The sequence below is a fragment of the Oceanobacter antarcticus genome, from assembly GCF_044962685.1.
Taxonomy (GTDB): Bacteria; Pseudomonadota; Gammaproteobacteria; order Pseudomonadales; family Oceanobacteraceae; genus Oceanobacter; species Oceanobacter antarcticus.
Genome location: NZ_JBBKTX010000033.1, coordinates 19,330 through 42,440, shown reverse-complemented (window position 1 = coordinate 42,440; position 23,111 = coordinate 19,330). Strand labels below are relative to the sequence as shown.

The following is a 23,111-nucleotide window of genomic DNA, read 5'->3' as shown; positions in this document are numbered from 1 at the left end:
GGCGTCATGGCGATCTACCAGATTTTGATATCGTAATATGATTTTACGGGTAGAAAGTCTGGCCGTAACAGGCGTGAAAGGCTGTTGAATGCTGGCGTCGAAGGTGTTGCAGGGACGACTAGCTAAGGTTGATGATGTTTTGAAAGAGTCAGGGGTTCGGGAGTTCCAACACAAAATGTATACTTCCAAGGGTATGGACATGTCCCCTATTCCGATAATGGCCATGAACTGTATGGGGGTAAGGGGAGGCTTTATGGACACATCATCCGTAGCGATGATTTGCCTGCCCATCTCAAGGCCAGTTTATTGGGCCATAGTGTGATGATTCCGATCACTGGCGGTGAGCTGAATATGGGTATCTGGCAAGGAATTTACCTCGGCGAACACCGTGACAGTGGTGGTAGCCGCCGTGTATTGGCAACCCTGCAGGGTCAGGGTCCGGGCCAGTAACCTGGAACGAATGTATTTTTACTGACTTGTTTGTAGCGGTTGCCGGAGTAACCTGATGATTGTTCGTGAACGCCCGCATGCGCTGGCGCTGTTATTTGTTTGGCGTGGTTCTATTTTGCCCGATATTGCGCTGCACCTGCTGGCGTTGCTGTTGTTTGCTGCCGGAGTGGTGGTGATCCATACCGATCACTGGGCCAATTTGGCGCAGTATTCAGTCGCCCCTTTTACCTTGCTGGGCATCGCGTTATCGCTGTTTCTCGGTTTCCGTAATAACGCCTGTTACGACCGCTGGTGGGAAGGTCGTCAGCAATGGGGTCAGATGATTTCTAACGTGCGTTCGTTAGCGCGCTCGGCACATATTCTGTTGCCCGCATCCCGTCGTTTAACATTATTGGCCTGGTGCGCGGTGTTTTATCACGCCTTGCGGCTGCAATTACGTCGGCAGCCGCTGTCGATGGCTATCTTGCAGCAGCAATTACCTGACTGGGTGCTGGCGTGTTTGCCCGTTACAGAACTAGAACAGGTGATCGGTAGCGGCAATGTTGCTGACGGTGTGTGTCAGAACATGGCAGAACAGCTGCGTCAGGCGTATGTTGCCAACGAGCTGGATACTCAGGGGATTCGTATTCTGGATGAGCATGTGTCGGGCCTGGCGACAGTACAGGCCGGTTGTGAGCGGTTGTCATCGACCCCTTTGCCCTTTGCCTATTCCTTGCTGACTCATCGCACAGCATATCTGTATTGTTATTTATTGCCCTTCGGTCTGGTCGGCAGTATGGGCTGGATGACACCGGTATTTCTGGTCATTGTTGCTTACACTTTTTTTGGTCTGGATGCCCTGGCGCAACAGCTGGAAGAGCCGTTTGGCAGCGCCTCCAATCATTTGCCACTGGATGCCCTGTGCCGGGTGAATGACCGCTCACTGGCACAAGCGTTGGGATTGCCTGTACCGGATTTAATGACACCGAAACAGCATGTGTTGCGGTAGATGGGCATGATCCCGTCACTTTTCGGTTATTCAACCCGCTGTTCAATGTGCTGCTCGAAGTACCGTTCGATACGGCGGTAGCCGTACTCCTGCGCCACCATATCCATCGACATAGCGGTCAGAAAAAACAGCATGGGGCCGTGTAGGGATTCTGGTGTGGTGTGTTTCAGTAGCCAGCTGATGACTCGGGCAGCAGTCACCGGAATATGGCTGATACGTGGCTTCGAGTTCCCTGCGGCAACAAAAGCGAGTCGGGCAATTTCCTGGTGAGTGAGCGTGTCCGGGCCTCCGATGGGAAGCTCCAGCAGTGGCTGGAAGGGGGCGTTGACACACATACGCGCCAGGTCTTCGCCATGGATCGGATTGTAGCGTTGCTGACCATTCCCCAGCAGCCAGATGCGTCCTCGCTGAGCCATGGCCAGCATCTCGTTCAGCTCGGGAAAAAAACCGTTCGGTCGTATGACTCGATAGTTGAGACCGGAGAGTCTGAGCTGATCGACAAAGGCTTCCTTGGCGTCGCAGATGGCCAGATGACGCAACAACTCACCATTGAGCACCGAAACGTAAACAAAACAGTCGACGCCAGATCGTTGTGCTTCTTGCAGCAGGTTCAGATTGGCTTGGTAATCGACATCGCGATAACGCAGGCCATCCTGTTGCCGGTTGATTCCCAGTGTTGAAATGACGAGATCCACCCCTTCGCAGCAATCTCTCAGGCTGGCTGGGTGGGTCACTTCGACGGTTCGTACATCACTGAGGTGAGCGATTAACGGGTCGACGTTGTCTGGGTTGCGCACCAGTGCGCGAACCCGATAACCCTGTTGCAGCAGTAGCTGCCAGATATGGCCACCCAGGTACCCGGTTCCTCCTGCGAGCAGTACGGTTTTCATAAACTTCCTCTGCAGCCGGGTGATGACAGTGCTTGGGTCAGTAGTGCCCAGGCTATTTCCAGTCTGGTGTCGTCCGTGTTCTCACGCTGCTTCCTTATCTTCAAACCATACGGCATTGCTACTGACATGATACTCACTAATGAGGTCGAACTCGATATCGGAGGGCTGCTGCTTTGCGACAAGGTTTGCCTACTCCTGGGTCAGCTCACCAACCAACCAATAAGACATTGCCCATTGGGTATCTCAGACAGCACCAGAGTCAATCCCTCGGCAATATTGGTTGGTGCGGCAACCCGCGCCCTCTGGGGGCTGCCGGATGATTCCGACTCGGTGTCGCCGACGTTTGACTTGACCCGCCAGGCCTGCAAACCGGCTTCGTGATTCGACCCCATCCGAAAGCCCAGAGCGGGCACCGAATTAAATAGATGTCCCCTACAGAGCTCGTTTGAAATCGGTCAGGGCGCTGATGACTTATATAATGATGATGTTCAGGGCATCGCGATGCTGTTGCAGCGTCGACGGGATGATATCTGTTATATCCAGTTCTGGGCTGAATCCGTACTTATTTTCGATCACCAGCACGCCGTTGGAGTGATTGTCCGCTTCGCTGGTGTAGCAAACGAGGTTGCCATTGTTCGGAGTCACAGATCAGGCTGCCGTCGTTGGTGTACTGAACGGCTACTATGCCGAACGCGACACCCGCAGGATCCTGTGCTGGCCATCGCATCGGTCTGGCCAGTCTCAGCCGAGCATCCAGGTGAGTGATGGTGTCCGGGCTTTGGTACTAAAACCCTGTTTGAACCTTTTGTACAAGGAGATAAAAGCCCTACCGGAACGACCGGCGGCGTTGGATTGTATGGCTTTGAATTGTGGCTGGCGATTGTGGATTTGAGCTGTGGCGCAAATGATCAAACGCCATGGCGGGGTTATGCGGATATCAGCCAGCGATCTTGGTGCTGTCTGTTTTGAATTTTTTGGGGAGGGCAGGCAACCGTTGGAAACAGGCCCGGTTGCCTTGAAATCCAATACTCAGCCCGCTTTTTGCAGGCAGTCTGGACAAAAGCCGACTTCGGGGAAATAGCCATTTGCGAGTTTGTAAGCGACTTCCGCAGAAGCGTAGGAACCCAGATACATCAGACTCTCGGGTTCTGGCAACTGGCTGCAGGTCGACAGGTGAACAGCGGCGATGACGCCCTCGCCAACGGGCTTTTTGACATAAAACTCGGCCATGATAGGACTCCAGTGCAGGTGGTAGGTATCGCAGCGACAAGGTTTTCACCTTAGCGGCGCTGACACTTTGCTAACGCCAAACCGACATTAACTGCAAAGGACTGTTGCCAACTTTATGCCAGCGGAGAATTATCCGCAGCGGTTTGAAATCGGCAGATTTTATTGCGGTAAATCAGTTGGTTAGCAAACACCAGTGATTACTGATAAAAAATGGCGATAGAAGTTGATCTGACTCAAGGCAAAAAATGTTGTTGTGCCTGTCGTTTTTGTCGACAACGCAACAGGTGCTCTGTTCAGCTCGGATATTCGCGTTGCACGTACTACTTCCGGGCGGGATTCCTTGCCAGATCTGACTCGGATCGAGGATCTGTTCTAGCGGGGGCGTTATCACCGCTGATCAGGGATAAACCGGACAAATTCATAATGACTCCTGGCGTACGGAATCGGTACGCAGCGAAAACTGAAAAATACTGTGCAAATAAACAGTATTGTTGCAGGTTGTTCAAGCACTGTTATGCAGCCGGGATCATCCTGTATTGAGGGTTTGGCTGTGCGGCAGATGCGATAGCGTCGTATAATGCCCCGTTACGTTGTACCTATTTGGGAGATTTCCATGAGTCAGCCAGATCGTCTGGTCATTTTTGATACCACTATGCGCGACGGTGAGCAGAGCCCTGGCGCGTCCATGACCAAAGAAGAAAAGGTTCGTATCGGCAAGGCGCTGGAAAAGATGCGAGTGGATGTCATTGAGGCGGGTTTTGCTGCGGCAAGTCCGGGAGATTTCTCCGCCATTGAGGCGGTTGCCCAGGCGGTGCGTGAAAGCACCGTCTGCAGCTTGGCACGGGCGATAGATAACGATATTGAGCGTGCAGCAGCATCTCTGGCAAAGGCCGAACGTGCCCGCATTCATACGTTTATTGCGACCTCGCCCATTCATATGCAGTACAAGTTGCGTATGCAACCTGATCAGGTGTTAGAACAAGCGGTGTATGCGGTGAAAAAAGCCCGCAACCTCGTTGCCGATGTGGAGTTTTCCTGTGAAGACGCTGGGCGTTCCGAAATCGATTTCCTCTGCCGTATTATCGAAGCCGCGATCAATGCCGGTGCGCGTACGATCAATATTCCAGACACGGTGGGCTATGCCATTCCGGAAGAATTTGGCCACACCATCAAGACCTTGCTGCAGCGTATCCCCAACGCTGACAAGGCAATCTTCTCTGTGCATTGTCATAATGACCTCGGGCTGGCGGTGGCCAACTCCCTTGCCGCCGTTGCCAATGGTGCTCGCCAGGTAGAATGCACCATTAATGGTCTGGGTGAGCGGGCCGGTAACGCTGCGCTGGAGGAGATCGTGATGGCGACCCGCACCCGTCATGACCTGTTTAATATTTCAACTGCTATTGATACCACCCAGATTGTGCCGACCTCCCGTCTGGTGTCGTCCATTACCGGCTTCCCGGTGCAGCCGAACAAGGCCATCGTCGGAGCCAACGCCTTTGCCCATGAATCCGGTATTCACCAGGATGGGGTACTCAAGCACCGCGAAACCTACGAAATCATGAAGGCCGAAGATGTTGGTTGGGGTGCCAATAAAATGGTGATGGGCAAACACTCGGGTCGTGCCGCTTTTCGCAGTCGTCTGGAAGAACTGGGTATGAGTTTTGACTCTGACGTCGCCCTTAACGAAGCGTTTGCCCGCTTCAAGGAACTGGCGGATAAAAAGCACGAAATTTTTGATGAAGACTTGCAGGCTCTGGTCAGCGAAGTCGCTGCAGATGCCGCTCCGGATGTGTACAAGCTGGTGGCACTGGAATGCCGTTCGGCCACTGGAGAAATGCCGCTGGCATCGCTGGTCGTCAGCCAGGATGGTGTTGAACACAAGGTGACCAGTGAAGGCTCTGGCCCGGTTGATGCGGCATTAAAAGCCATTGATCAAGTGGCTGGCTCAGGTGCCAATCTGCTGCTGTATTCAGTGAATAACATTACCAAGGGCACCGATTCCCAGGGTGAAGTTACGGTACGTCTTGAAAAAGGCGGTCGTATTGTCAACGGCAGTGGTGCTGATACCGATATCGTCGTGGCGTCGGCCAAGGCCTATATCCATGCTCTGAACCTGCTTTACTCTGGCAAGGATCGTCAGCACCCACAAAACGACGGTGTCTGACTCCGATGCGTGAAGCCGTTCGTTGCCAGTATCTTCATGCCATGGGTATCCCGCTATGGGTGCCTCGGCACGAGCTGCCTAACGCAGCACCGAGTCAGTTGTTACCCTGGCTCGGAGAGCAAGGTGGCCCGCATGGCAGTGAACTGCCAACGGGTCATCTGCCCAACTACCATCATGCCGAAGATCACTCTCCGGGAGGTCATTTTGCGGCAGAATTGCTGCAGCATCGTGGTACATCCACGGCGATAGCAGAGACTCGTGGTAATGCGCCTGCGGTACCCGCAAATGTACTCGCCAGGAACCCCGCAACGGCAAGCCTTAAAGTTCCACCAGTCGAACCAGCGCGGACTCCGTCTGTACCGCTGCCCTCCGAAGCGGTGACGGTTGTTGATTTGACCCCGCCGCGTTTTGAACTGCATTTTGTGGCGATGGGAGGTGGTGCCATCTGGGTGTGTGATGGCAGAGAACAGCTCCAGGCGATGCAGGCCTTTGCCTTGCGGGTGGCAGCAGGGATGGGCTGGAATCAGCAAAGAGGCGAACCGCTCTCCTTTCGTTGGCCCTTTATCGAGCATGGCAAGGACGATCAGAGTGCCGCAGTGGCGGAACAGGCACTGCGGGCACAATGGCAATTTTTTGTCCATCATGGTGGCCGTTTTGTAATTGGCTTTGGCCCTCGCTCCGGTCAGTGGCTAACACGTATCCAGGTGCCTGGCTGCTATCAGGACGGCGATGTCTTCAGCGTGATGAACAGTGCAGAACAGAAAAAACAACTGTGGCTGGCATTGCTGAAGCTGCCGATGGAACAACTGCCGGTGGAGCAATCATGAGCAACAGTGTCCGTATTGTCGCGGCCAGTCCGGAAGACCTGCAAGCACTGATGGCAATTGAACAGCGCTGTCAGTCTCATCCATGGAGTAATGCAGTGATGGTTCGCTACCTGAATAAAAAACAGGTGGTGTGGCGGCTGGAGCTCACCGAGTCCATTGTCGGTTTTGCTGTCGTGACCCAGGTGGCCGGGGAGGCTGAACTGCTGGATATTGCCATTCACCCCGATTATCAGGGGCACGGTCTGGGACAGCAGTTATTGCAACATTTGCTGGATATGGTTGCAGCCAACGGCAATGAACGTATGTTTCTTGAAGTGCGGGAAAGTAACCGTGCGGCGATCGCGGTTTATGAAAAGCTGGGTTTTTGCCAGGTTGGTGTCCGAAGCAACTACTATCCGGCCAAACAGGGACGCGAAGACGCCCTGATGTATTGCCAGGAACTGATCGTCTGACCTTTCAATAACCTGATAATCCGCAGGAGCACCCCCTCATGAGTCCAATGCTGCCAGGCTGGTTACTGGGGTTGATGTCACTTGCCAGCCTTGCTCTGCTGGGCTGGAGTATCTACAGCTATCGCTGGTCGGCGCTGATTGAACACCGCCCTGCCCAACATCTGTTTTTTGGCAGTGTGCTGGTGATGATTTTATTCTGGCAAGCCCAAGCAGGCATTGTGCCGGGGCTGGGTTTTCATATTCTGGCGCTCACCTCCGTTACTCTGATGATGGGCTGGCGGCTGGCGTTGGTGGCGACCGCCATGATGCAGCTGGTGTTGGCGTTGCTGGGGCAATTTGAGTGGTCGGCACTGGGTTATCATTACCTGGTACAGAATGCAGCACCTATCGGGTTTACCTACGGTTTTTACTCACTGGTCTATCGACGCCTGCCCCATAACCCGTTTATCTATATTCTTGTTGCCGGGTTTCTGAATGCCGGGGCTACCCATGCCTTTCTGGATGTGTTGCAAAGCAGTGTTTATGCACTCAGTGATACCTATACCACAGACCGGATCTGGCATGATTACCTGCGCTATTTGCCATTGATGATGTTTCCCGAGGGAGTGGTTAACGGTATGTTTATTGCCGGTATGGTAGCGTTCCATACGGAATGGCTCAGTACTTTTAACGAAGAGTCTTACTTCAAGTAAGCGTCGAATACTTCAGGTGTTTGGTTTGGTTATATCGGCCTGAAGTTGTGACTTTCATAGCAAGGAATAGAATATGAAGACGATGATTGGTGTGTTGGCCGGATTGCTGATGGTCTCATCTGCTTATGCGCGTGATGATGTGGGTAGCTATTCTATTGATGATGCAATGTCTCAGGAACAAGCGAAGCCTCGGCTGGGAACGTCAATACAATTCTATTTCGGCAATCAGCAACATAAGGCCGTGAGCAAAAATTTTGGTGAGTTTCGCACCAACAAAAAAACCAATGCCTTTGGCAAATCCGACAAGAAAGCCTGTGAGTGGGCGTTTCTGTCAGCAATGATTTCGTTACGCGATCGAGCCGTGAAAGAAGGCGGTAATGCGGTGGTGAATATCCGTTCGAACTACAAAAACAACCTGACCAGTAGTGACACTACCTTCCAGTGTGGGGCTGGTGCCATTATGGCGGGTGTTGCCCTGGTGGGGGATGTCGTCATTCTGGTGGACTGAGCCAAGTTTCCATTATAGCAAGGTGCACCGTGCCGAGGCTTACCTCGGCGCGTATTTTTGCAGCTTCCGCTGCAGGGTTCTGCGGTGCATGTTCAGGGCACGGGCGGTGGCGGATACATTGCCATCGTTTTCATTCAGCACTCGCTGGATGTGCTCCCATTCCAGTTGATCCACTGACATCACCTGTGCGTGTTCTGCTGAAGTTTCAGCCGATTGGCCATTATCATCCTTGAAGGCAGCCAGCAGCTCTTGCAAGGTGGCAGGCTTGTGCAGGTAGTTGTGGGCACCCAGCTTGATCGCTTCCACTGCCGTGGCGATGCTGGCGTAGCCGGTTAACATCACGATTTTTATCTCAGGCTGTTGTTGCAACAGTTGGGGAATCAGAGTCAGACCGGATTCTTGTGCCATACGTAAATCCAGGGTGGCCCATTGCGGCTGGAAGTCTGCTTGGGTAGCCAGTGCGGCGCTGCTGTTGTGTGCTGGCCGGGCAGTAAAGCCCTGTCGTTCGAGACTGCGGCACAATACCTGGCTGAAGTGGACGTCGTCGTCGATCACCAGGATACGGGGAAGGGCCGGGGTCGGGGTCATGATAGTGGTTCCGGTAAGGGAGAAATTGGCAGGCTGAGGGTGCAACGACTGCCGCCGTTGGCCAGTGCCCGCAGTTCGATATTACCGCCAAACTGCTCAACGCTGGCATTACTCAGGTAAAGACCAATACCCAGTCCGGTTTGCTTGCTGCTGCTGTAGGGTGTGTAACGGCTCAGAGCCGCAGCGGCGTGGGGATCGGGTTGAACAATATCTAACACCCAGTAGTCTTGCTCTTCACGGGTCTGGAGTTCAATCGCTTGTTGGCCGGCTTCAGCGGCGTTATCGAGCAGGTTCAGTAATGCCTGGTCCAGCAGGGGAGAAGTATGAATCATGGCCGAGCTATGGTGTTCGAACGGCTGCCATACGGCATTGGGTTGACTCAGCTGCCAGCGCTGTAGCTGTTCATCGAGCCAGTCACTGGCGAGTTGTTGCCTGGCATTACGTGCCTCTCGGCCTTGCTTGGCCAGAGCCTGTAATGAATTCTGGCAGCGGTTGACCTGTTCTCGTAATAACGTCAAATCGGGTTGAAGAGCCGGTGCCGCCTGGCTGTCGATCAGATCATCCAGCAGCATACCCATGGTCATCAATGGCGTACCCATCTCATGGGCAGTTCCTGCGGCTAACGTGCCGATACCCACCAGCTGTTCGTTTTTGAGTTGCTGCTCGCGCAATTGCTGGATTTCCAGTTGCTGGCGTTGACGGGTGCGTAACAGTTGCGGAATCAGGGTAGCCAGAATCAGGGCGCTGAGTACAAAGGTCAGCCACATACCGGCGAGGTGCCAGTCGACCAGTGACAAACTGCTCAGTGTGTGGCTTTGGTGTAACAGCAGCGGCTGATACCAGACACTGAGCAGGCTGTAATCGGCGACACACAGTGCCGTCATCCAGATGGCCAGTAACCAGGGCAAGCCATAGCTGGCCAGTACCAGCAACACCAGAAAATAGGAGATCAGCGGGTTGGTTGCACCGCCGGTAAAAAACAGCAACCCGGTAAACAGCTGGCATTCCAGTGACAAATGTAAAAACAGCTGCCAATCCTGAATATTCCGACGGGTGACTTGCCATTGGCTGAATACCTGCAGCGGCACATATAACGCCAGCAGCACCCAGGCAGAGCCGAGGTTGGCGACCTCCTGAGCCTGCAGATAACTCAGAAATAACAGCCAGACGGTGGCGATGGCCAGCTGCAGCAGGGCGAGTCGTTGCAGTACCGGGTTCAGTCCGGTGGAAGGAGAGGCCAGCGAGCGCATGAAAAAGACGATGTCCAATGGGCATTGGAGGCCAGTATAAGGGATTCTGGCCGTCTTGATTCTGCCGGGTATGATCTGCCCTGCGTTATTTGGTCGCAGGGGCAAACAGTTATTCCGCCGGATGGGAGTCTGTGTTCCATTCAGTTCCTGACGCTGGCGTGACAAAATACGCCTTTCTGCGCGTACAGTGCGTAGCTTATGCCTGTTACAGGCTTCTCGTTCGGAGTACTCCCATGACGCAAGCGGTATCGGTCAAGGCAGACCTGGTCTTGGTGCTGGTGACCCTGCTGGCGGCAGCTGGCTGGATTTTTTCCAAGGAGGCACTGGCAGGGTTGGCGCCCTTGATGTTTATTTTTATACGCTTTGTCAGCGCTGGTGTGGTGGTGGGAGCGGTTGGCTGGAAAGATGTACAAGCCATGAGCCAAGCGGAGTGGATTCGAGCACTGCGCTCCGGTGCCTGTTTCGGGATGGCGATTGCGTTCTGGATTATGGGATTGAAATACGGCCAGCATATGGGAGTCGGTGCTTTTTTGACTTGTTTGGGGGTGGTCATGGTACCTCTGGTGATCTTGTTGTTTGGTGATCGACCCCCTTCTACAACCTGGGTATCGCTACCACTGGCAGCCGCAGGCTTGGGATGTTTGTCGCTGGATGGGACATTTGTCTTTGGCTTTGGTGAATTGTGCTATTTGGCCGCTGCTTGTCTGTTTGCCCTGACCTTTGTGCTGACCAGTCGGGCAGCGGCCTCGATTCCGGCGATTGCGCTGACATCGGTGCAGCTGACCGTCGTGGGGCTGGTGGCTTTGCCACTGTCGCTGGCATTTGAAACCTGGCAGCTGCCGGGGGTACTGGATATCTGGCTCTGGGTGCTGGCCAGTACGCTGATAGCCACCTGTCTGCGATTTTTTTTGCAAACCTGGGCACAGGGTAAAACTTCTTCCAGTTCAGCGGCGTTGATTATGATGCTGGAGCCGGTCTGGACGGCTTGTCTGGCGGCATTCTGGTTTGGCGAGCAGATGACGCTGATGCAGATGTTGGGCTGTGGATTGATTTTTACGGCGCTATTGGCAAGCCGTTGGCGCTCGGTGATCCGAGTTGCAGGAAAGCTGGTACCCGCAACGGCCCGCTCCTGGTGACGCTGGACAAACAGAGCTCCGATTGTTTGTCTGCTGTTTCTGGGCGTTCCGGGAATCCGAGAGTTGAAGCCGCCTGGCACCGGCGAGTCTCTTTATTTTGACGTACGCTATCCAAAAAAATTAACCCTTACGAATCAACACAGGAGGTCATTGATGCAACCAGACCAGAGCACCGTCACCGTAGTCATGCAGGTAACACCCCTCCAACCAACCTTCGGGTTGCGCCGGATACTTGTTTATACCCTGATCACTGTCAGTTTTGCTGCTTCGATGTGGGTCAACCAGGCCAAGGCAGAGACGGTGACGCCGGCGGACTTTCAGGCATTTATCGACAGTGATGCCCGGCAAGATGACCGTGTTCGGGATATATACCGTCATCCGGCTGCGACCTTGGCATTTTTTGATGTCGAGCCAGATATGAGTGTGGTGGAAATCTGGCCCGGTGGCGGCTGGTATGCGGATATTCTGGGGCCATATCTGAGTGATCATGGCCAGTATGTCGCAGCGCATTTTGACCCGGATTCTGACGTTGAATACTTCCGTAACAGTCGTGCGCGTTTTGCTGCCAAAGTCACCCGCCAGCCCAAGCGCTTTGGCAGTGCCACTCTGACGGTGTTTGATCCGGGCAGCGAACAGGCCATTGCGCCGGACGGCAGTGCCGACAGGGTACTGAGTTTCCGTAATGTGCATAACTGGTACATGCGCGGTGGCGGTGATGAACGAGTGCTGGCAGCCTTCAAAACGTTTTATCGTGCACTGAAACCCGGTGGCGTCCTGGGTATTGTGGAACATCGCCTGGCAGCCGATCGCCCGTTAGTCGATCAGCAACGTAGTGGTTATCTGCACCAGGATTATGTGATTCGTATGGCTGAACAGGCCGGTTTTATCTTGCAAGCCAGCAGTGAAATCAATGCCAACCCGGCAGATAGCACTCGTTATCCTGAGGGTGTCTGGACGTTACCCCCTTCGTATCGGCTGGGGGAACAGGATCGCGCTCGTTATCAGGCCATCGGTGAAAGCGACCGGATGACGTTGAAGTTTATCAAGCCGGTACGTAGTTAGGTACGCCGTTAAACTGTGTGCAGAGTGCTTGCGGCAAGGCATTAAGTTCAAGCCTCGGGCGGCAGGTCGGGATAACGGGTTGCTTTCAGGCTGTCCTTGATTTTCTTCAGGTGGGCCTGGAATTCCACTCCCCGACGTAGTGTCACCCCTGTGGCCAACACATCCAATAAAATCAGCTGCACGATACGTGATGTCATCGGCATGTATTTGTCAGTGTCTTCCGGGGTAGGAAACGACAGACAGACACTGCTGGATGCTGCCAGAGGCGATTTGTCGGCAGTCAGTCCAATCACGGTTGCACCGTTGCTGCGAGCGATTTGGGCAATCTCAACCATATCGCGGGTACGGCCAGTGTAGGAGATGGCGACAATCACATCGCCGGTATGAGCAGCCGCAGCCACCATCCGCATCATCAACACGTCGTCGTAGGCGGTGACCGGCAGATTGAAACGGAAAAACTTGTGCTGGGCATCCATCGCTACCGGGCCAGACGCCCCCAGACCAAAAAATGAAATCTGCTTGGCCTGAATCAGAAAGTCGACGGCCTTTTCAACCGCGCTCATACATACATGTTTGCGGGCATTTTCCATCGCCGCAATGGTCGAGGTGAAAATTTTGTCGGTGTATTCCTCGGTACTGTCATTCTGCTCCACATCACGACTGACGTAGGGCGTCCCGGTAGCCAGGCTCTGGGCCAGCTGGATCTTGAAATCCGGGAAGCCGGAAGTCTCGAAGTTACGACAAAAACGGTTAACCGTCGGCTCGCTGACCAGAGAGGCATTGGCGAGCGCTGAAATGCTCATACGGGTGGCGCTTTTCGGGTCGTTCAGAATCACATCAGCGACCTTGCGTTCAGACTTGTTCAGATTTTCCAGCCGCTCGCCGATTTGATCGAGAAGACTCATGACAACCTCATGGCAAAGACTTTGGGGTCGCGCAGTGGTTATTTTACTACAAGGGCGCGTAGCGAAAGACTATACCTCTGCTGATAGGGCAAGGCCAGAGAGTGGGTGATGAGTGGAGGTCAGGCTGGTTAGGGCCCATGCCATGATACTGGCCAACATGGATGAGATATGGACTTGTATTTGGAATATCACGCTGAAAAACGCAGGATGTCAACGTATCAGCCTTGGTTGGCTATTCACGGCTTGATCGTGGACAATAGCGACCAACTTTGGTGGCGGTAGTCGTTTGGACTGCTCAACCGTTATACAGAACCCAGAAGACAAAACGAAGCGAATGGCCAGTCAATTTCAGCAAGAAGTCGGACGTCGTCGTACGTTCGGCATTATCTCCCACCCCGATGCGGGTAAAACCACCATTACTGAAAAGCTGTTGCTATTCGGCAATGCCATTCAGCTAGCCGGTACGGTCAAAGGCAAGAAGACGGGCCGTATGGCGACGTCGGACTGGATGCAGATGGAGCAAGAGCGCGGTATCTCGATTACCACCTCGGTAATGCAGTTCCCTTATCGTGATCGTATGGTCAATCTGCTTGATACGCCAGGACACGAAGACTTCTCGGAAGATACCTACCGTACCCTGACCGCTGTCGATTCCGTATTGATGGTGATCGATGGGGCCAAGGGTGTCGAAGACCGCACCATCAAGCTGATGGACGTCTGTCGTCTGCGTGATACCCCGATTTTCACCTTCATTAACAAGATGGATCGGGAAGTTCGTGACCATATTGAAGTACTGGATGAAATTGAAACCATCCTGAAAATCAAGTGCGCGCCAGTGACCTGGCCAATTGGCATGGGCAAGGCATTCAAGGGGGTGTACAACCTGGTCACTGACACGATTCATGTGTTCAAGCCGGGGCAAGCCAGTATCGTGCCGGACGACGTGCAAATTCAGGGGATTGAATCTGCAGAGGCGCTGGCACTGCTGGGCGAAGAATTGGTGGAAGAACTCATTGATGAAGTCGAGCTGGTACGGGGTGCCAGTTATGAGTTTGATCTGGATGAATACCTCGCAGGCACGATGACGCCGGTATTTTTCGGCACCGCCTTGTCGAATTTCGGCGTACGGGAAATGCTCAATTATTTTGTTGAGTGGGCACCCGCGCCAATTCCGCGCCAGACCAATGAGCGTGAAGTGCCACCAACAGAAGAAAAGTTCTCTGGTTTTATTTTCAAAATTCAGGCCAATATGGATCCGAAGCATCGTGACCGTATTGCCTTTATGCGGGTGTGCTCTGGCGCTTATACCCGTGGTATGAAAATGAAACACACGCGGATTGGCAAAGATATCAAGATTGCCGACGCAGTGACCTTTTTGGCGGGTGACCGTTCGGCGGTGGAAGAAGCCATTTCCGGTGACATCATCGGCTTGCATAACCACGGCACCATACAGATTGGGGATACCTTCACAGAGGGTGAGAACTTGCAGTTCACCGGTATTCCTCACTTTGCGCCAGAACTGTTCAAGCGCGTGCGGCTGAAAGATCCGCTAAAAATGAAGCAGCTGCAGAAGGGATTGCAGCAGCTGTCGGAAGAAGGCGCAACCCAGTTATTTATGCCGGTTAATAACAATGATCTGATCCTTGGTGCGGTCGGGGTGTTGCAGTTTGATGTGGTACAGCAGCGCCTGCGCGACGAGTATAAAGTGGAATGTATTTATGAGCCGGTCAGTGTGAATACTGCCCGCTGGGTGTATTGCACGGACAGTAAAATGCTGGAAGATTTCAAACGCAAGGCAGCAGATAACCTGGCGATTGATGGCGGCGGCTATCTGACCTACATCGCACCGACGCGGGTGAACCTGAGCCTGATTCAGGAACGCTGGCCCGAGGTGGAATTCCGTGCAACCCGTGAGCACTGATTGCTGCCTGACCGCTCCGTAGGGACGCCCTCCGTGGCTGTCCGTAACGGCAACGGTGTATCCGAGCAGGGGCCGGTTCCGGTTTGTTACGGACGAAGCCAATCTGGCGGGCAATAAAAACCCGTCGACAATTTATTTTTTGAGTGGATTATCTTCTGCACTAAAGATACAATCCGCGCCCCTTTATGAAAAGACGGCTCCTTTCTGGCACTTGTGTCGTGACGGCTGATCCGCGACTTGCTGTGTTAAAAACACACAGATGGTTGCGTGGGTAATAACCGTCCTGTAGAATGCCGCCCTCTTTTCTGATCAACATGCCCTTGAAGGCGAGAATTTGATGAAAACTTACAGCGCAAAACCCGAAGCCGTAAAACGTGAATGGTTTGTTGTTGATGCAGCTGATCAGACGCTGGGTCGCCTGGCTACCGAGGTTGCTCGCCGTTTGAGAGGCAAGCACAAGCCAGAATACACACCACACGTTGATACCGGCGATTACATCGTCGTGATCAATGCTGAAAAAGTAAAAGTCACTGGCAATAAAACCAGCGACAAAATGTATTACCGTCACACTGGTTACCCCGGTGGTCTGAAGTCGATCTCTTTCGAGAAACTGATCGACTACAAGCCGCAGGATGTGATTGAGACGGCGGTAAAAGGCATGCTGCCCAAGAATCCTCTTGGACGCGCCATGTTCAAGAAAATGAAAGTTTACGCAGGTAGCGAGCATCCACACACCGCTCAGCAGCCTCAAGAACTGAAGCTGGGAGAATAATATGGCCGTAACTCAATACTACGGTACCGGTCGTCGCAAGACGTCCACTGCTCGCGTTTTCTTGCGTCCAGGTACTGGCTCTATCGTGATCAACAAGCGCACACTGGAAGAATATTTCGGTCGTGAAACTGCTCGTATGGTTGTCCGTCAGCCTCTGGAACTGACTGAGAGTCTGGAGAAGTTTGACATTGTTGTTAATGTTAACGGCGGTGGTGGTAATGGTCAGGCGGGTGCTATCCGTCACGGCATTACTCGCGCCCTGATGCAATACGACGAAACGCTACGTCCATCTCTGCGTGCCGCAGGTTACGTTACTCGTGACGCTCGTGAAGTTGAACGTAAGAAGGTTGGTCTGCGTAAAGCACGTAAGAAGCCGCAGTTCTCCAAGCGTTAAGCTGTTTTTTGCTGATAAAAAAGGCGTCCCTTGGCTTATGTCAATGGACGCTTTTTTTGTTTTTATATCCCTACAGCACGTATGTCTTCCCGGTTGTTTCAAATCCTCAATTTCTTTACTATGTGCGCCGCTCTGCATTCTACGCCGGGTCTGCCGACCGTAGTCCCTCTCAGGCAAACGACCTCGCGGCAGAAAAGAATTTTAATGATGGGAGAAGATGGTAATGAGTCAAGACGGCGTTAATAAAGGTCGGCGCACCCTGTTGGTGGGCGTGACTTCTGCTGTCGGCGCAGTTGGTGCTGGCTTTGTCGCTGTACCCTTCGTCAAATCTTGGGTTCCAAGTGAAAAGGCGAAAGCGGCGGGCGCTCCGGCCAAGGTCGATGTCAGCAAGATCGAACCGGGTTCGATGCTGACTGCCGAATGGCGTGGCAAGCCGGTGTATATCGTGCGCCGTACAGATGCAATGCTGGAACATCTGCCAGAGCATAATGACCGGCTGAAAGATCCGGATAACAGCAACAAGGCTCAGCAACCAGCCTATGCTGACAACATCAGTCGCTCACGCAAGCCTGAAATCCTGGTTTTGCTGGGTGTTTGTACTCACCTCGGTTGTGCCCCCAAATACTTTGGCGAAGTCAAACCTCAGCAGTTTGATGCAAGCTGGCCTGGAGGCTGGTTTTGTCCATGTCACGGTTCCCGTTTTGATCTGTCTGGTCGTGTTTTTCAGGGATCTCCGGCTGCGGCCAACCTGGAAGTTCCGCCGTATAGCTACGAAAGCGCCAGTGTGGTTGTAATCGGTGTGGATGAGGAGAACGCCTGATGAGTAACAAGCAAAATACCTTCATGGGCTGGATTGATGACCGCTTGCCGGTAACCAGTACCTATGAAAAGCATATGTCCAAGTACTATGCACCGAAGAACTTCAACTTCTGGTACTTCTTCGGCGTATTGTCGATGTTGATGCTGGTTAACCAGATCCTGACCGGTGTCTGGCTGACCATGAACTTCACCCCGAGTGCCGAAGCAGCGTTTGCCTCGGTTGAATACATCATGCGAGATGTTGAGTGGGGCTGGCTGATTCGCTATATGCACTCCACTGGCGCTACCTTCTTCTTTATCGCTATCTATCTGCACATGATGCGCGCCATTCTGTACGGCTCGTATCAGAAGCCACGTGAGCTGATCTGGATTTTTGGTATGGCAATTTACCTGGCGCTGATGGCTGAAGCCTTCATGGGTTATGTACTGCCATGGGGACAGATGTCTTACTGGGGTGCTCAGGTTATTATTTCGCTGTTCTCGGTTTTACCTTACGGTAACGAGCTGACTGAATGGATTCGTGGTGACTTCCTGATCTCTGGTGCCACGCTGAACCGTTTCTTTGCCTTGCACGTGGTGGCTGTCCCGCTGGTGATTGTTGGTCTGGTGGTGATGCACCTGCTGGCGTTGCACGAAGTGGGTTCCAACAATCCGGATGGCATCGATATCAAGAAGCTGAAAGACGAAAACGGTGTGCCTCTGGATGGCGTACCCTTCCATCCTTATTACTCTGTACACGATCTGGTCGGCATTGTTGTTTTCCTGATGGTATTTTGTACCGTGATGTTCTTCTTCCCTGAAGGTGGCGGTTTCATGTTGGAATACGCCAACTTTGAACCAGCTAATGGTTTGAAAACTCCTGAGCACATTGCTCCAGTTTGGTATTTTGGTGCGTTCTACGCGATTCTGCGTGCAGTGCCAGACAAGCTGATGGGTGTTGCTGCCATGGGGGCTGCGATTGCCGTATTGTTTGTATTGCCTTGGCTGGATCGCAGTCCCGTACGCAGCTGGCGTTACAAAGGCTGGATCAGCAGAACCTTTATTCTGGTCTTTGCCGTTGCTTTCATCTTGCTGACCTGGCTGGGTACCCAGCCAACCAATGAACTGAACACATTTATGGCTCGTGCTGCGTCGTTTATCTACTTCGGTTTCTTCTTGTTGATGCCTTTCTATACCCGCATGGAAAAAACCAAACCAGTGCCAGAACGCGTAACAGGAGGTCACTAATGAAAACGTTATTTGCATTGATTGCTGCACTGATTCCTGCGGTTGTGATGGCATCCAGTGAAGGTGTGCATCTGGATAAACACCTGACCGACCTGACGGACAAGGCCTCACTCCAGCGTGGTGCCAAGACCTTTATGAACTACTGCATGGGCTGTCATTCGATGGAACACGCCCGGTTTAACCGCATGGCTCGTGATCTGGATATCCCAGAAGAGCTGATGCTAGAAAACCTGGTGTTTGACACCGACAAAAAATTCGGTGCGCTGGCGACCATCGCCATGCGTACGGAAGATTCCAAAGTCTGGTTTGGTGCTGCGCCACCAGACCTGACATTGGTGGCTCGGGTGCGTCGTCCAGATTGGCTGTATACTTACCTGCGCAGCTTCTATGTCGACCCAACACGCCCATGGGGTGTGAATAACACTGTCTTCAAAGATGTGGGTATGCCCCACGTGTTGGCTGACCTGCAAGGTCTCCAGCACAAAGGTACTGCCCCGGTTGCTGTGGGTTATGACACACTGACGGGTCAGGAAATCACCGAAGAGCACGAAGATGTGCTATATCTGGCAGAACCTGGCACGCTGAGTGTTAAAGAGTATGATGACTTGATCTTCGATCTGGTCAACTTTTTGACTTACTCCGCTGAACCTATTGCGGTTGAGCGTGAGAGACTGGGTTGGTGGGTACTTTTGTTCCTGGCAATCTTCTTGGTGCCTGTGTACATGTTGAACAAGGAATACTGGCGCGACGTCCATTAATCGCACTGTATTCTGATGCTAGCCTGGCCGTTTTTGCGGCCGGGCTATCTTTGTTTTTAGGTAATCGAATTTTTTAGCAAGCGAGGAAATTATGGGGGTTGTAGCCAAGCGCTCTACCATGACGTTTTATTCCGATGCCAAGGATCATTTCAGCCACCGTGTACGTATCGTACTGGCTGAAAAAGGTGTCGCCGTCGAAATTATGGATGTAGATCCGGACAATCTGCCCGAAGATCTGACATCCCTGAATCCTTACAACACCCTGCCAACCCTGGTTGATCGGGAGCTGACGCTCTACGAAGACCCGAACATCATGATGGAATACCTCGACGAGCGTTTCCCGCACCCACCGCTGTTGCCCGTCTACCCTGTGGCACGAGCAGAAAGCCGGTTGTGGATCAAGCGCATCGAGAAAGACTGGTGTGACCTGGTGGACAGCATTCTGGCTGGCGGCGACTCTGCAGAGGCTGCCCGTAAGGAACTGACTGAAAGCCTGGTTGGCATTGCACCCATTTTCACCGAGATGTCCTACTTTATGAGTGACGACTTCTCGATTGTGGATTGCTGCGTTGCTCCCATCTTGTGGCGTTTGCCGGTACTGGGCATTGAACTGCCAGAGCGGCAGTGTAAACCGCTGCTGCAATATATGGAGCGGTTATTTGAACGTGAATCGTTTCAGGCCAGTCTGACCGAAGCCGAACGGGAAATGCACGAGTAATGAAAACAATGACCCCAAGCCGACCTTACCTGGTGCGCGCCCTGAACGAGTGGATTCTCGATAATCAGTGCACACCCTATGTACTGGTGGATGCCTCACTGGCTGGGGTTCAGGTGCCTCAGGACTACGTGAACAAAGGCCAGATTGTGCTGAACATCAGCATGACAGCGGTTCAGAATCTGCTGATAGACGATCAAGGGCTGTCCTTTAATGCCCGCTTTGGCGGTGTACCTATGTCGGTATACGTACCCACTGTGGCCATTCTGGCGATATATGCCAAGGAAAACGGCCAGGGCATGGTGTTTGGATCGGAAGCCGGTGCTCCTGATCCCAACGACCCACCCGAACCGCCAAAACCGAAGCAGACAGAGTCAGAGACAAAAGCCAGTTCTGGTCGACCTTCGCTGAAAGTGGTGAAGTGATCTTGCAGGTGCTGGGATGTTTGAAGTGAAACGCCTGATGCAATAAAAAAACCGCCTTCGGGCGGTTTTTTTATTCAAGCTGGCCATAGGTTATACCGGCTGTGTAGTGAGTAAAGGTTTTCCGTTGTGTGGGATACCTTGCTCTTCTTCCCTCAAGGTCAATACCTCGTAGCCACCGGCAGTGACGGCAATGGTATGCTCCCACTGGGCCGATAGCTTCTTGTCGCGGGTAATCACCGTCCAACCATCTTTCATATGCTTCAGTTTGTGGCTGCCCTGATTGATCATGGGTTCAATTGTGAAGGTCATGCCTTCTGCCAACGTCATCCCCATGCCGGGTTTGCCATAATGGGTTACTTGCGGCTCTTCGTGCATCTCGCGACCAATGCCGTGGCCACAATATTCCCGCACCACACTGTAACCGGCTTTTTCAGCCACCTGCTGAACGGCGTGGCCAATGTCGCCTAACGTTGCGCCGGGCTTAACGGCCTTGATGCCTGCCCACATTGCCTCGTAGGTGGTCTCAACCAGACGACGCGCCAGCGGCGTAATCTTGCCGATGCAATACATCTTGCTGGAATCAGCGATAAAGCCATTTTTCTCCAGCGTAATATCGCAGTTGATGATGTCGCCGTTACGCAGAATCTGGCTGGCCTTTGGCATACCGTGACACACCACATGATTCACTGAGGTATTCAGGCAATAAGGGAAGTCATACTGACCTCGGCTGGCAGGACGGGCCTGTAGCTCGTTTTCAATAAAATCTTCCACCGCCAGGTTGATGTCCATGGTGCTGATACCTGCCACAACAAACTCATCCAGCATGGCAAATACCTGCGCTAGCAAGCGACCGGATTCCCGCATCAGCTCGATTTCTGCCGGAGTTTTTACAATGGCGTTCATCAGCAAGCCTCTGGTTGGAGCTGGGTGTCGGCCTTGCATTCGGCTCTGAGTGTAGCCAGTGGCAAATGCTCGCTGGTTAACAGCTTGCGAGTCAGCTGGGCGTAAGTCAGATTCGGATAGAACTCCGCCAGCATACCCATCTTGATCCAGAACTCCGCCTGGGAATTGATCGACCGTGCCATCAGCGCACTGGCGTCGCGGATTTCTTCGTGCAGCCCGTCCGAGATTTTGACGATCCCCATAACGTTACGTCCTCCTGGCCAGAAGCTGAGATCAGTCTCAACACTACAAAATATATACGAATTGTATATTAATCAGATGCTGGAGATTGTTCGGGTTTGAGGGATGGTGCGTTGTGGGTTGAACTGTATTTGCAGTGAACGGATTGGTGCAGGAGGTTGCGTGGTAATGGCAGCGGTATTGGACTCCACGCCGGAGTGTGGTGGAAGCCAGACAAAAACAAGTTTCTATAATTGATCTCAGATGGTGCTTCAGCCTATCCGACCCACAAGGCCGAATGAATTGCGTCAGACGTCCGACTGCAGACCTCTGACGCACTAAAAGATTACCCCAACTCTTCCAGTTTTTTCTTCAGTACTTCCATCACCACTTGCGGGTTGACTCCCTTGGCGGCTTTACGGGTCAGGCCAATAAAGGGGCCCATGGCTTTGCCGCGTTTTTCCACCGGCGTGTTGAGGTAGCCTTCCACCAGTTTCGGGTTATCGGCCAGTACTTGTGCCACGATGCCTTCAATCGCGCCGCTGTCGGAGACCTGCTTCAGACCCATGCTGTCGACCAGGGTATCGACTTGCGCTTCTCCACTGTCACCTGCTGTACCTGCCTCAACCAGTGCATTAAAGACTTCCTTGGCCCCACCGTTGTTGAGAGTGCTGTTTTTGATCAACTGCAGGATGCGACCCAGTTGTGCGGCATTGACAGGCAGTTCGGCAATGCTGATTTCCAGGCGGTTGAGGGTGGCAGAGACGTCGCCCTGTACCCAGTTGGCCGCCAGCTGGTAGTCGTTGACGGCTTGTGCCACGGCTTCAAAGTAGTCGGCCAGTGCCCGGTTGGAAGCGAGTACGGCGGCGTCGTTGGCCGATAAACCGTGCTGTTCGACAAAGCGTTTACGCTTGGCATCGGGCAGTTCAGGCAGGGTGCCTCGGACGGCTTCGATGTAGTCATCATCAATAATGATGGGCAGCAGGTCGGGGCAGGGAAAGTAGCGGTAGTCGTTTTCTACTTCCTTGGAGCGCATGGAGCGAGTCTCGTTTTTGTCAGCGTCGTAGAGGCGGGTTTCCTGGGTGATGGTGCCACCGTCTTCCAGTACGTCCATCTGGCGCTCAATTTCGACGTCGATCGCCCGTTCGACGTTGCGGAAGGAGTTGACGTTTTTGATTTCGGTGCGGGTGCCGAATGCTTGTTGGCCTTTCGGCCGCAGGGAGACGTTGCAGTCGCAGCGCATGGATCCCTGAGACAGGTCGCCGTCACAGATGCCGAGGTAGGTGACGATGCTATGCATTTTTTTGAAGTAGGCGGAGGCTTCTTTGGAGCTGCGTAATTCTGGTTCGGAGACAATTTCTACCAGCGGTGTTCCGGCCCGGTTGAGGTCGATACCGGACATGCCGCCAAAGCCTTCGTGCACGGATTTGCCGGCGTCTTCTTCCAGGTGAGCGCGGGTGACGTTGATGCGTTTGATGCTGCCGTCGTCGAGTTCGATATCGATATGACCCATGCCGACGATCGGGTGGTGCAGCTGGGTGGTCTGGTAGCCTTTGGGTGAATCCGGGTAAAAGTAGTTCTTGCGGTCAAAGACGGAGCGTTTGCCGATGTCGGCGTCGATGGCCAGGCCAAATTTCACCGCCATGCGCAGGGCGGCTTCGTTAAATACCGGTAATACGCCGGGCAGGCCGAGGTCGACGGCGCAAGCCTGGGTATTGGCGTCGGCACCGTAAGCGGTGGATGCGCCGGAGAAAATCTTCGATTGGGTGGCCAGCTGAGCGTGAATCTCAAGGCCGATAACAACTTCCCATTCCAT

At 53.3% G+C, this 23,111-nt stretch carries 27 protein-coding genes; 18 read left to right on the top strand and 9 right to left on the bottom strand.

Going from position 1 to position 23,111, the window contains the following annotated elements; translation table 11 throughout:
* The first annotated feature begins 228 nt into the window (after positions 1-228).
* Complete coding sequence (locus WG929_RS19365; RefSeq protein ID WP_435873327.1) at positions 229-450, top strand: YjbQ family protein; 222 nt, start codon at positions 229-231, stop codon at positions 448-450.
* Between the two features lie 55 nt (positions 451-505).
* Positions 506-1,438 (top strand): bestrophin family protein, encoded by a 933-nt coding sequence (locus tag WG929_RS19360; protein ID WP_416207393.1) that lies wholly within the window; start codon positions 506-508, stop codon positions 1,436-1,438.
* Between the two features lie 26 nt (positions 1,439-1,464).
* Here the strand turns inward: WG929_RS19360 and WG929_RS19355 are convergent, their stop codons facing one another.
* Positions 1,465-2,328: an SDR family oxidoreductase gene (locus tag WG929_RS19355; protein WP_416207392.1), complete on the bottom strand. Its 864-nt coding sequence runs from the start codon at positions 2,326-2,328 to the stop codon at positions 1,465-1,467.
* Here WG929_RS19355 and WG929_RS19350 point away from each other — a divergent pair.
* Positions 2,281-2,709, top strand: coding sequence for a hypothetical protein (locus WG929_RS19350; protein ID WP_416207391.1), 429 nt, complete (start codon positions 2,281-2,283; stop codon positions 2,707-2,709). The genes WG929_RS19355 and WG929_RS19350 overlap by 48 nt on opposite strands.
* 90 nt (positions 2,710-2,799) lie before the next feature.
* On the opposite strand, the gene WG929_RS19345 is transcribed toward WG929_RS19350, so the two are convergent.
* Both WG929_RS19345 and WG929_RS19340 read right to left on the bottom strand, forming a co-directional pair.
* Positions 2,800-2,973, bottom strand: coding sequence for a hypothetical protein (locus tag WG929_RS19345; protein ID WP_416207390.1), 174 nt, complete (start codon positions 2,971-2,973; stop codon positions 2,800-2,802).
* Positions 2,974-3,357: 384 nt separating this feature from the next.
* Positions 3,358-3,558 carry a hypothetical protein gene (locus tag WG929_RS19340; protein WP_369855453.1) on the bottom strand — a complete coding sequence of 67 codons (201 nt, stop codon included), beginning with the start codon at positions 3,556-3,558 and terminating at the stop codon, positions 3,358-3,360.
* Positions 3,559-4,171: 613 nt separating this feature from the next.
* Here WG929_RS19340 and WG929_RS19335 point away from each other — a divergent pair.
* The 5 genes from WG929_RS19335 to WG929_RS19315 all read left to right on the top strand — a co-directional run bounded on the left by WG929_RS19335 (position 4,172) and on the right by WG929_RS19315 (position 8,201).
* Positions 4,172-5,722, top strand: coding sequence for a 2-isopropylmalate synthase (locus WG929_RS19335; RefSeq protein WP_369855451.1), 1,551 nt, complete (start codon positions 4,172-4,174; stop codon positions 5,720-5,722).
* A 5-nt stretch (positions 5,723-5,727) separates the two neighbouring features.
* Positions 5,728-6,549, top strand: a complete 822-nt coding sequence (locus WG929_RS19330; protein ID WP_416207389.1) for a hypothetical protein — start codon at positions 5,728-5,730, stop codon at positions 6,547-6,549.
* Positions 6,546-7,001: a ribosomal protein S18-alanine N-acetyltransferase gene (rimI, locus tag WG929_RS19325; protein ID WP_416207388.1), complete on the top strand. Its 456-nt coding sequence runs from the start codon at positions 6,546-6,548 to the stop codon at positions 6,999-7,001. The genes WG929_RS19330 and rimI overlap by 4 nt, the downstream gene beginning before the upstream one ends.
* Before the next feature lie 38 nt (positions 7,002-7,039).
* Entirely contained in the window at positions 7,040-7,693 is a 654-nt protein-coding gene (locus tag WG929_RS19320; protein ID WP_416207387.1) for an energy-coupling factor ABC transporter permease, read from the top strand.
* Positions 7,694-7,766: 73 nt separating this feature from the next.
* A complete protein-coding gene (locus WG929_RS19315) occupies positions 7,767-8,201 on the top strand; it encodes an excinuclease (RefSeq protein WP_369855447.1) in 435 nt (144 codons plus the stop codon).
* Positions 8,202-8,240: 39 nt separating this feature from the next.
* On the opposite strand, the gene WG929_RS19310 is transcribed toward WG929_RS19315, so the two are convergent.
* Together WG929_RS19310 and WG929_RS19305 are read right to left on the bottom strand one after the other, a co-directional pair.
* On the bottom strand, positions 8,241-8,789 hold the full coding sequence (locus tag WG929_RS19310; RefSeq protein WP_416207386.1) for a response regulator transcription factor: 549 nt from the start codon (positions 8,787-8,789) through the stop codon (positions 8,241-8,243).
* Positions 8,786-10,039, bottom strand: a complete 1,254-nt coding sequence (locus WG929_RS19305) for an ATP-binding protein (protein WP_416207385.1) — start codon at positions 10,037-10,039, stop codon at positions 8,786-8,788. Before WG929_RS19305 ends, WG929_RS19310 begins: the two co-directional genes overlap by 4 nt.
* 233 nt (positions 10,040-10,272) lie before the next feature.
* On the opposite strand from WG929_RS19305, the gene WG929_RS19300 reads away from it, so the two are divergent.
* Positions 10,273-11,175: a DMT family transporter gene (locus WG929_RS19300; protein WP_416207384.1), complete on the top strand. Its 903-nt coding sequence runs from the start codon at positions 10,273-10,275 to the stop codon at positions 11,173-11,175.
* A gap of 153 nt (positions 11,176-11,328) precedes the next feature.
* Positions 11,329-12,237 (top strand): class I SAM-dependent methyltransferase, encoded by a 909-nt coding sequence (locus WG929_RS19295; RefSeq protein ID WP_416207383.1) that lies wholly within the window; start codon positions 11,329-11,331, stop codon positions 12,235-12,237.
* Positions 12,238-12,284: 47 nt separating this feature from the next.
* Here the strand turns inward: WG929_RS19295 and WG929_RS19290 are convergent, their stop codons facing one another.
* Positions 12,285-13,142, bottom strand: a complete 858-nt coding sequence (locus WG929_RS19290; protein WP_416207382.1) for a MurR/RpiR family transcriptional regulator — start codon at positions 13,140-13,142, stop codon at positions 12,285-12,287.
* A gap of 334 nt (positions 13,143-13,476) precedes the next feature.
* Here WG929_RS19290 and WG929_RS19285 point away from each other — a divergent pair, with 334 nt between their 5' ends.
* The 8 genes from WG929_RS19285 (at position 13,477) to WG929_RS19250 (ending at position 20,173) form a co-directional block, all read left to right on the top strand.
* A complete protein-coding gene (locus WG929_RS19285) occupies positions 13,477-15,063 on the top strand; it encodes a peptide chain release factor 3 (protein WP_416207381.1) in 1,587 nt (528 codons plus the stop codon).
* Between the two features lie 337 nt (positions 15,064-15,400).
* Positions 15,401-15,835 carry a 50S ribosomal protein L13 gene (gene rplM / locus WG929_RS19280; protein ID WP_369855440.1) on the top strand — a complete coding sequence of 145 codons (435 nt, stop codon included), beginning with the start codon at positions 15,401-15,403 and terminating at the stop codon, positions 15,833-15,835.
* A gap of 1 nt (position 15,836) precedes the next feature.
* Entirely contained in the window at positions 15,837-16,229 is a 393-nt protein-coding gene (gene rpsI / locus WG929_RS19275) for a 30S ribosomal protein S9 (RefSeq protein ID WP_303432715.1), read from the top strand.
* A 223-nt stretch (positions 16,230-16,452) separates the two neighbouring features.
* Positions 16,453-17,049 (top strand): ubiquinol-cytochrome c reductase iron-sulfur subunit, encoded by a 597-nt coding sequence (gene petA / locus WG929_RS19270; protein ID WP_416207380.1) that lies wholly within the window; start codon positions 16,453-16,455, stop codon positions 17,047-17,049.
* Positions 17,049-18,275, top strand: coding sequence for a cytochrome b (locus tag WG929_RS19265; protein WP_416207379.1), 1,227 nt, complete (start codon positions 17,049-17,051; stop codon positions 18,273-18,275). Before petA ends, WG929_RS19265 begins: the two co-directional genes overlap by 1 nt.
* Positions 18,275-19,033 carry a cytochrome c1 gene (locus WG929_RS19260; RefSeq protein ID WP_416207378.1) on the top strand — a complete coding sequence of 253 codons (759 nt, stop codon included), beginning with the start codon at positions 18,275-18,277 and terminating at the stop codon, positions 19,031-19,033. Before WG929_RS19265 ends, WG929_RS19260 begins: the two co-directional genes overlap by 1 nt.
* A 91-nt stretch (positions 19,034-19,124) precedes the next feature.
* Positions 19,125-19,751, top strand: a complete 627-nt coding sequence (gene sspA, locus WG929_RS19255; RefSeq protein WP_416207377.1) for a stringent starvation protein SspA — start codon at positions 19,125-19,127, stop codon at positions 19,749-19,751.
* Between the two features lie 8 nt (positions 19,752-19,759).
* The gene (locus WG929_RS19250; protein WP_369858081.1) at positions 19,760-20,173 is read left to right on the top strand and encodes a ClpXP protease specificity-enhancing factor; all 414 of its coding nucleotides are present in this window, start codon (positions 19,760-19,762) and stop codon (positions 20,171-20,173) included.
* A gap of 90 nt (positions 20,174-20,263) precedes the next feature.
* Here WG929_RS19250 and map read toward each other — a convergent pair whose 3' ends face one another.
* From map to gatB, 3 genes are all read right to left on the bottom strand, one after another.
* Complete coding sequence (map, locus tag WG929_RS19245) at positions 20,264-21,076, bottom strand: type I methionyl aminopeptidase (RefSeq protein WP_416207376.1); 813 nt, start codon at positions 21,074-21,076, stop codon at positions 20,264-20,266.
* Entirely contained in the window at positions 21,076-21,318 is a 243-nt protein-coding gene (locus WG929_RS19240; RefSeq protein WP_416207375.1) for a ParD-like family protein, read from the bottom strand. The genes map and WG929_RS19240 overlap by 1 nt, the downstream gene beginning before the upstream one ends.
* 323 nt (positions 21,319-21,641) lie before the next feature.
* Complete coding sequence (gene gatB, locus WG929_RS19235) at positions 21,642-23,111, bottom strand: Asp-tRNA(Asn)/Glu-tRNA(Gln) amidotransferase subunit GatB (protein ID WP_416207374.1); 1,470 nt, start codon at positions 23,109-23,111, stop codon at positions 21,642-21,644.

Excerpts from the sequence above, each read along its gene's own strand:
- WG929_RS19330 (WP_416207389.1), top strand. The coding sequence starts at position 5,728 with ATGCGTGAAGCCGTTCGTTGCCAGTATCTTCATGCCATGGGTATCCCG.
- WG929_RS19355 (WP_416207392.1), bottom strand. The coding sequence starts at position 2,328 with ATGAAAACCGTACTGCTCGCAGGAGGAACCGGGTACCTGGGTGGCCAT.
- WG929_RS19290 (WP_416207382.1), bottom strand. The coding sequence starts at position 13,142 with ATGAGTCTTCTCGATCAAATCGGCGAGCGGCTGGAAAATCTGAACAAG.
- WG929_RS19300 (WP_416207384.1), top strand. The coding sequence starts at position 10,273 with ATGACGCAAGCGGTATCGGTCAAGGCAGACCTGGTCTTGGTGCTGGTG.
- WG929_RS19295 (WP_416207383.1), top strand. The coding sequence starts at position 11,329 with ATGCAACCAGACCAGAGCACCGTCACCGTAGTCATGCAGGTAACACCC.
- WG929_RS19310 (WP_416207386.1), bottom strand. The coding sequence starts at position 8,789 with ATGACCCCGACCCCGGCCCTTCCCCGTATCCTGGTGATCGACGACGAC.
- rimI (WP_416207388.1), top strand. The coding sequence starts at position 6,546 with ATGAGCAACAGTGTCCGTATTGTCGCGGCCAGTCCGGAAGACCTGCAA.
- sspA (WP_416207377.1), top strand. The coding sequence starts at position 19,125 with ATGGGGGTTGTAGCCAAGCGCTCTACCATGACGTTTTATTCCGATGCC.
- rpsI (WP_303432715.1), top strand. The coding sequence starts at position 15,837 with ATGGCCGTAACTCAATACTACGGTACCGGTCGTCGCAAGACGTCCACT.
- WG929_RS19350 (WP_416207391.1), top strand. The coding sequence starts at position 2,281 with ATGGCCACCCAGGTACCCGGTTCCTCCTGCGAGCAGTACGGTTTTCAT.
- map (WP_416207376.1), bottom strand. The coding sequence starts at position 21,076 with ATGAACGCCATTGTAAAAACTCCGGCAGAAATCGAGCTGATGCGGGAA.
- WG929_RS19340 (WP_369855453.1), bottom strand. The coding sequence starts at position 3,558 with ATGGCCGAGTTTTATGTCAAAAAGCCCGTTGGCGAGGGCGTCATCGCC.
- rplM (WP_369855440.1), top strand. The coding sequence starts at position 15,401 with ATGAAAACTTACAGCGCAAAACCCGAAGCCGTAAAACGTGAATGGTTT.
- WG929_RS19260 (WP_416207378.1), top strand. The coding sequence starts at position 18,275 with ATGAAAACGTTATTTGCATTGATTGCTGCACTGATTCCTGCGGTTGTG.
- WG929_RS19265 (WP_416207379.1), top strand. The coding sequence starts at position 17,049 with ATGAGTAACAAGCAAAATACCTTCATGGGCTGGATTGATGACCGCTTG.
- WG929_RS19305 (WP_416207385.1), bottom strand. The coding sequence starts at position 10,039 with ATGCGCTCGCTGGCCTCTCCTTCCACCGGACTGAACCCGGTACTGCAA.
- WG929_RS19315 (WP_369855447.1), top strand. The coding sequence starts at position 7,767 with ATGAAGACGATGATTGGTGTGTTGGCCGGATTGCTGATGGTCTCATCT.
- WG929_RS19285 (WP_416207381.1), top strand. The coding sequence starts at position 13,477 with ATGGCCAGTCAATTTCAGCAAGAAGTCGGACGTCGTCGTACGTTCGGC.
- WG929_RS19320 (WP_416207387.1), top strand. The coding sequence starts at position 7,040 with ATGAGTCCAATGCTGCCAGGCTGGTTACTGGGGTTGATGTCACTTGCC.
- gatB (WP_416207374.1), bottom strand. The coding sequence starts at position 23,111 with ATGGAATGGGAAGTTGTTATCGGCCTTGAGATTCACGCTCAGCTGGCC.
- WG929_RS19335 (WP_369855451.1), top strand. The coding sequence starts at position 4,172 with ATGAGTCAGCCAGATCGTCTGGTCATTTTTGATACCACTATGCGCGAC.
- petA (WP_416207380.1), top strand. The coding sequence starts at position 16,453 with ATGAGTCAAGACGGCGTTAATAAAGGTCGGCGCACCCTGTTGGTGGGC.
- WG929_RS19250 (WP_369858081.1), top strand. The coding sequence starts at position 19,760 with ATGACCCCAAGCCGACCTTACCTGGTGCGCGCCCTGAACGAGTGGATT.
- WG929_RS19240 (WP_416207375.1), bottom strand. The coding sequence starts at position 21,318 with ATGGGGATCGTCAAAATCTCGGACGGGCTGCACGAAGAAATCCGCGAC.
- WG929_RS19360 (WP_416207393.1), top strand. The coding sequence starts at position 506 with ATGATTGTTCGTGAACGCCCGCATGCGCTGGCGCTGTTATTTGTTTGG.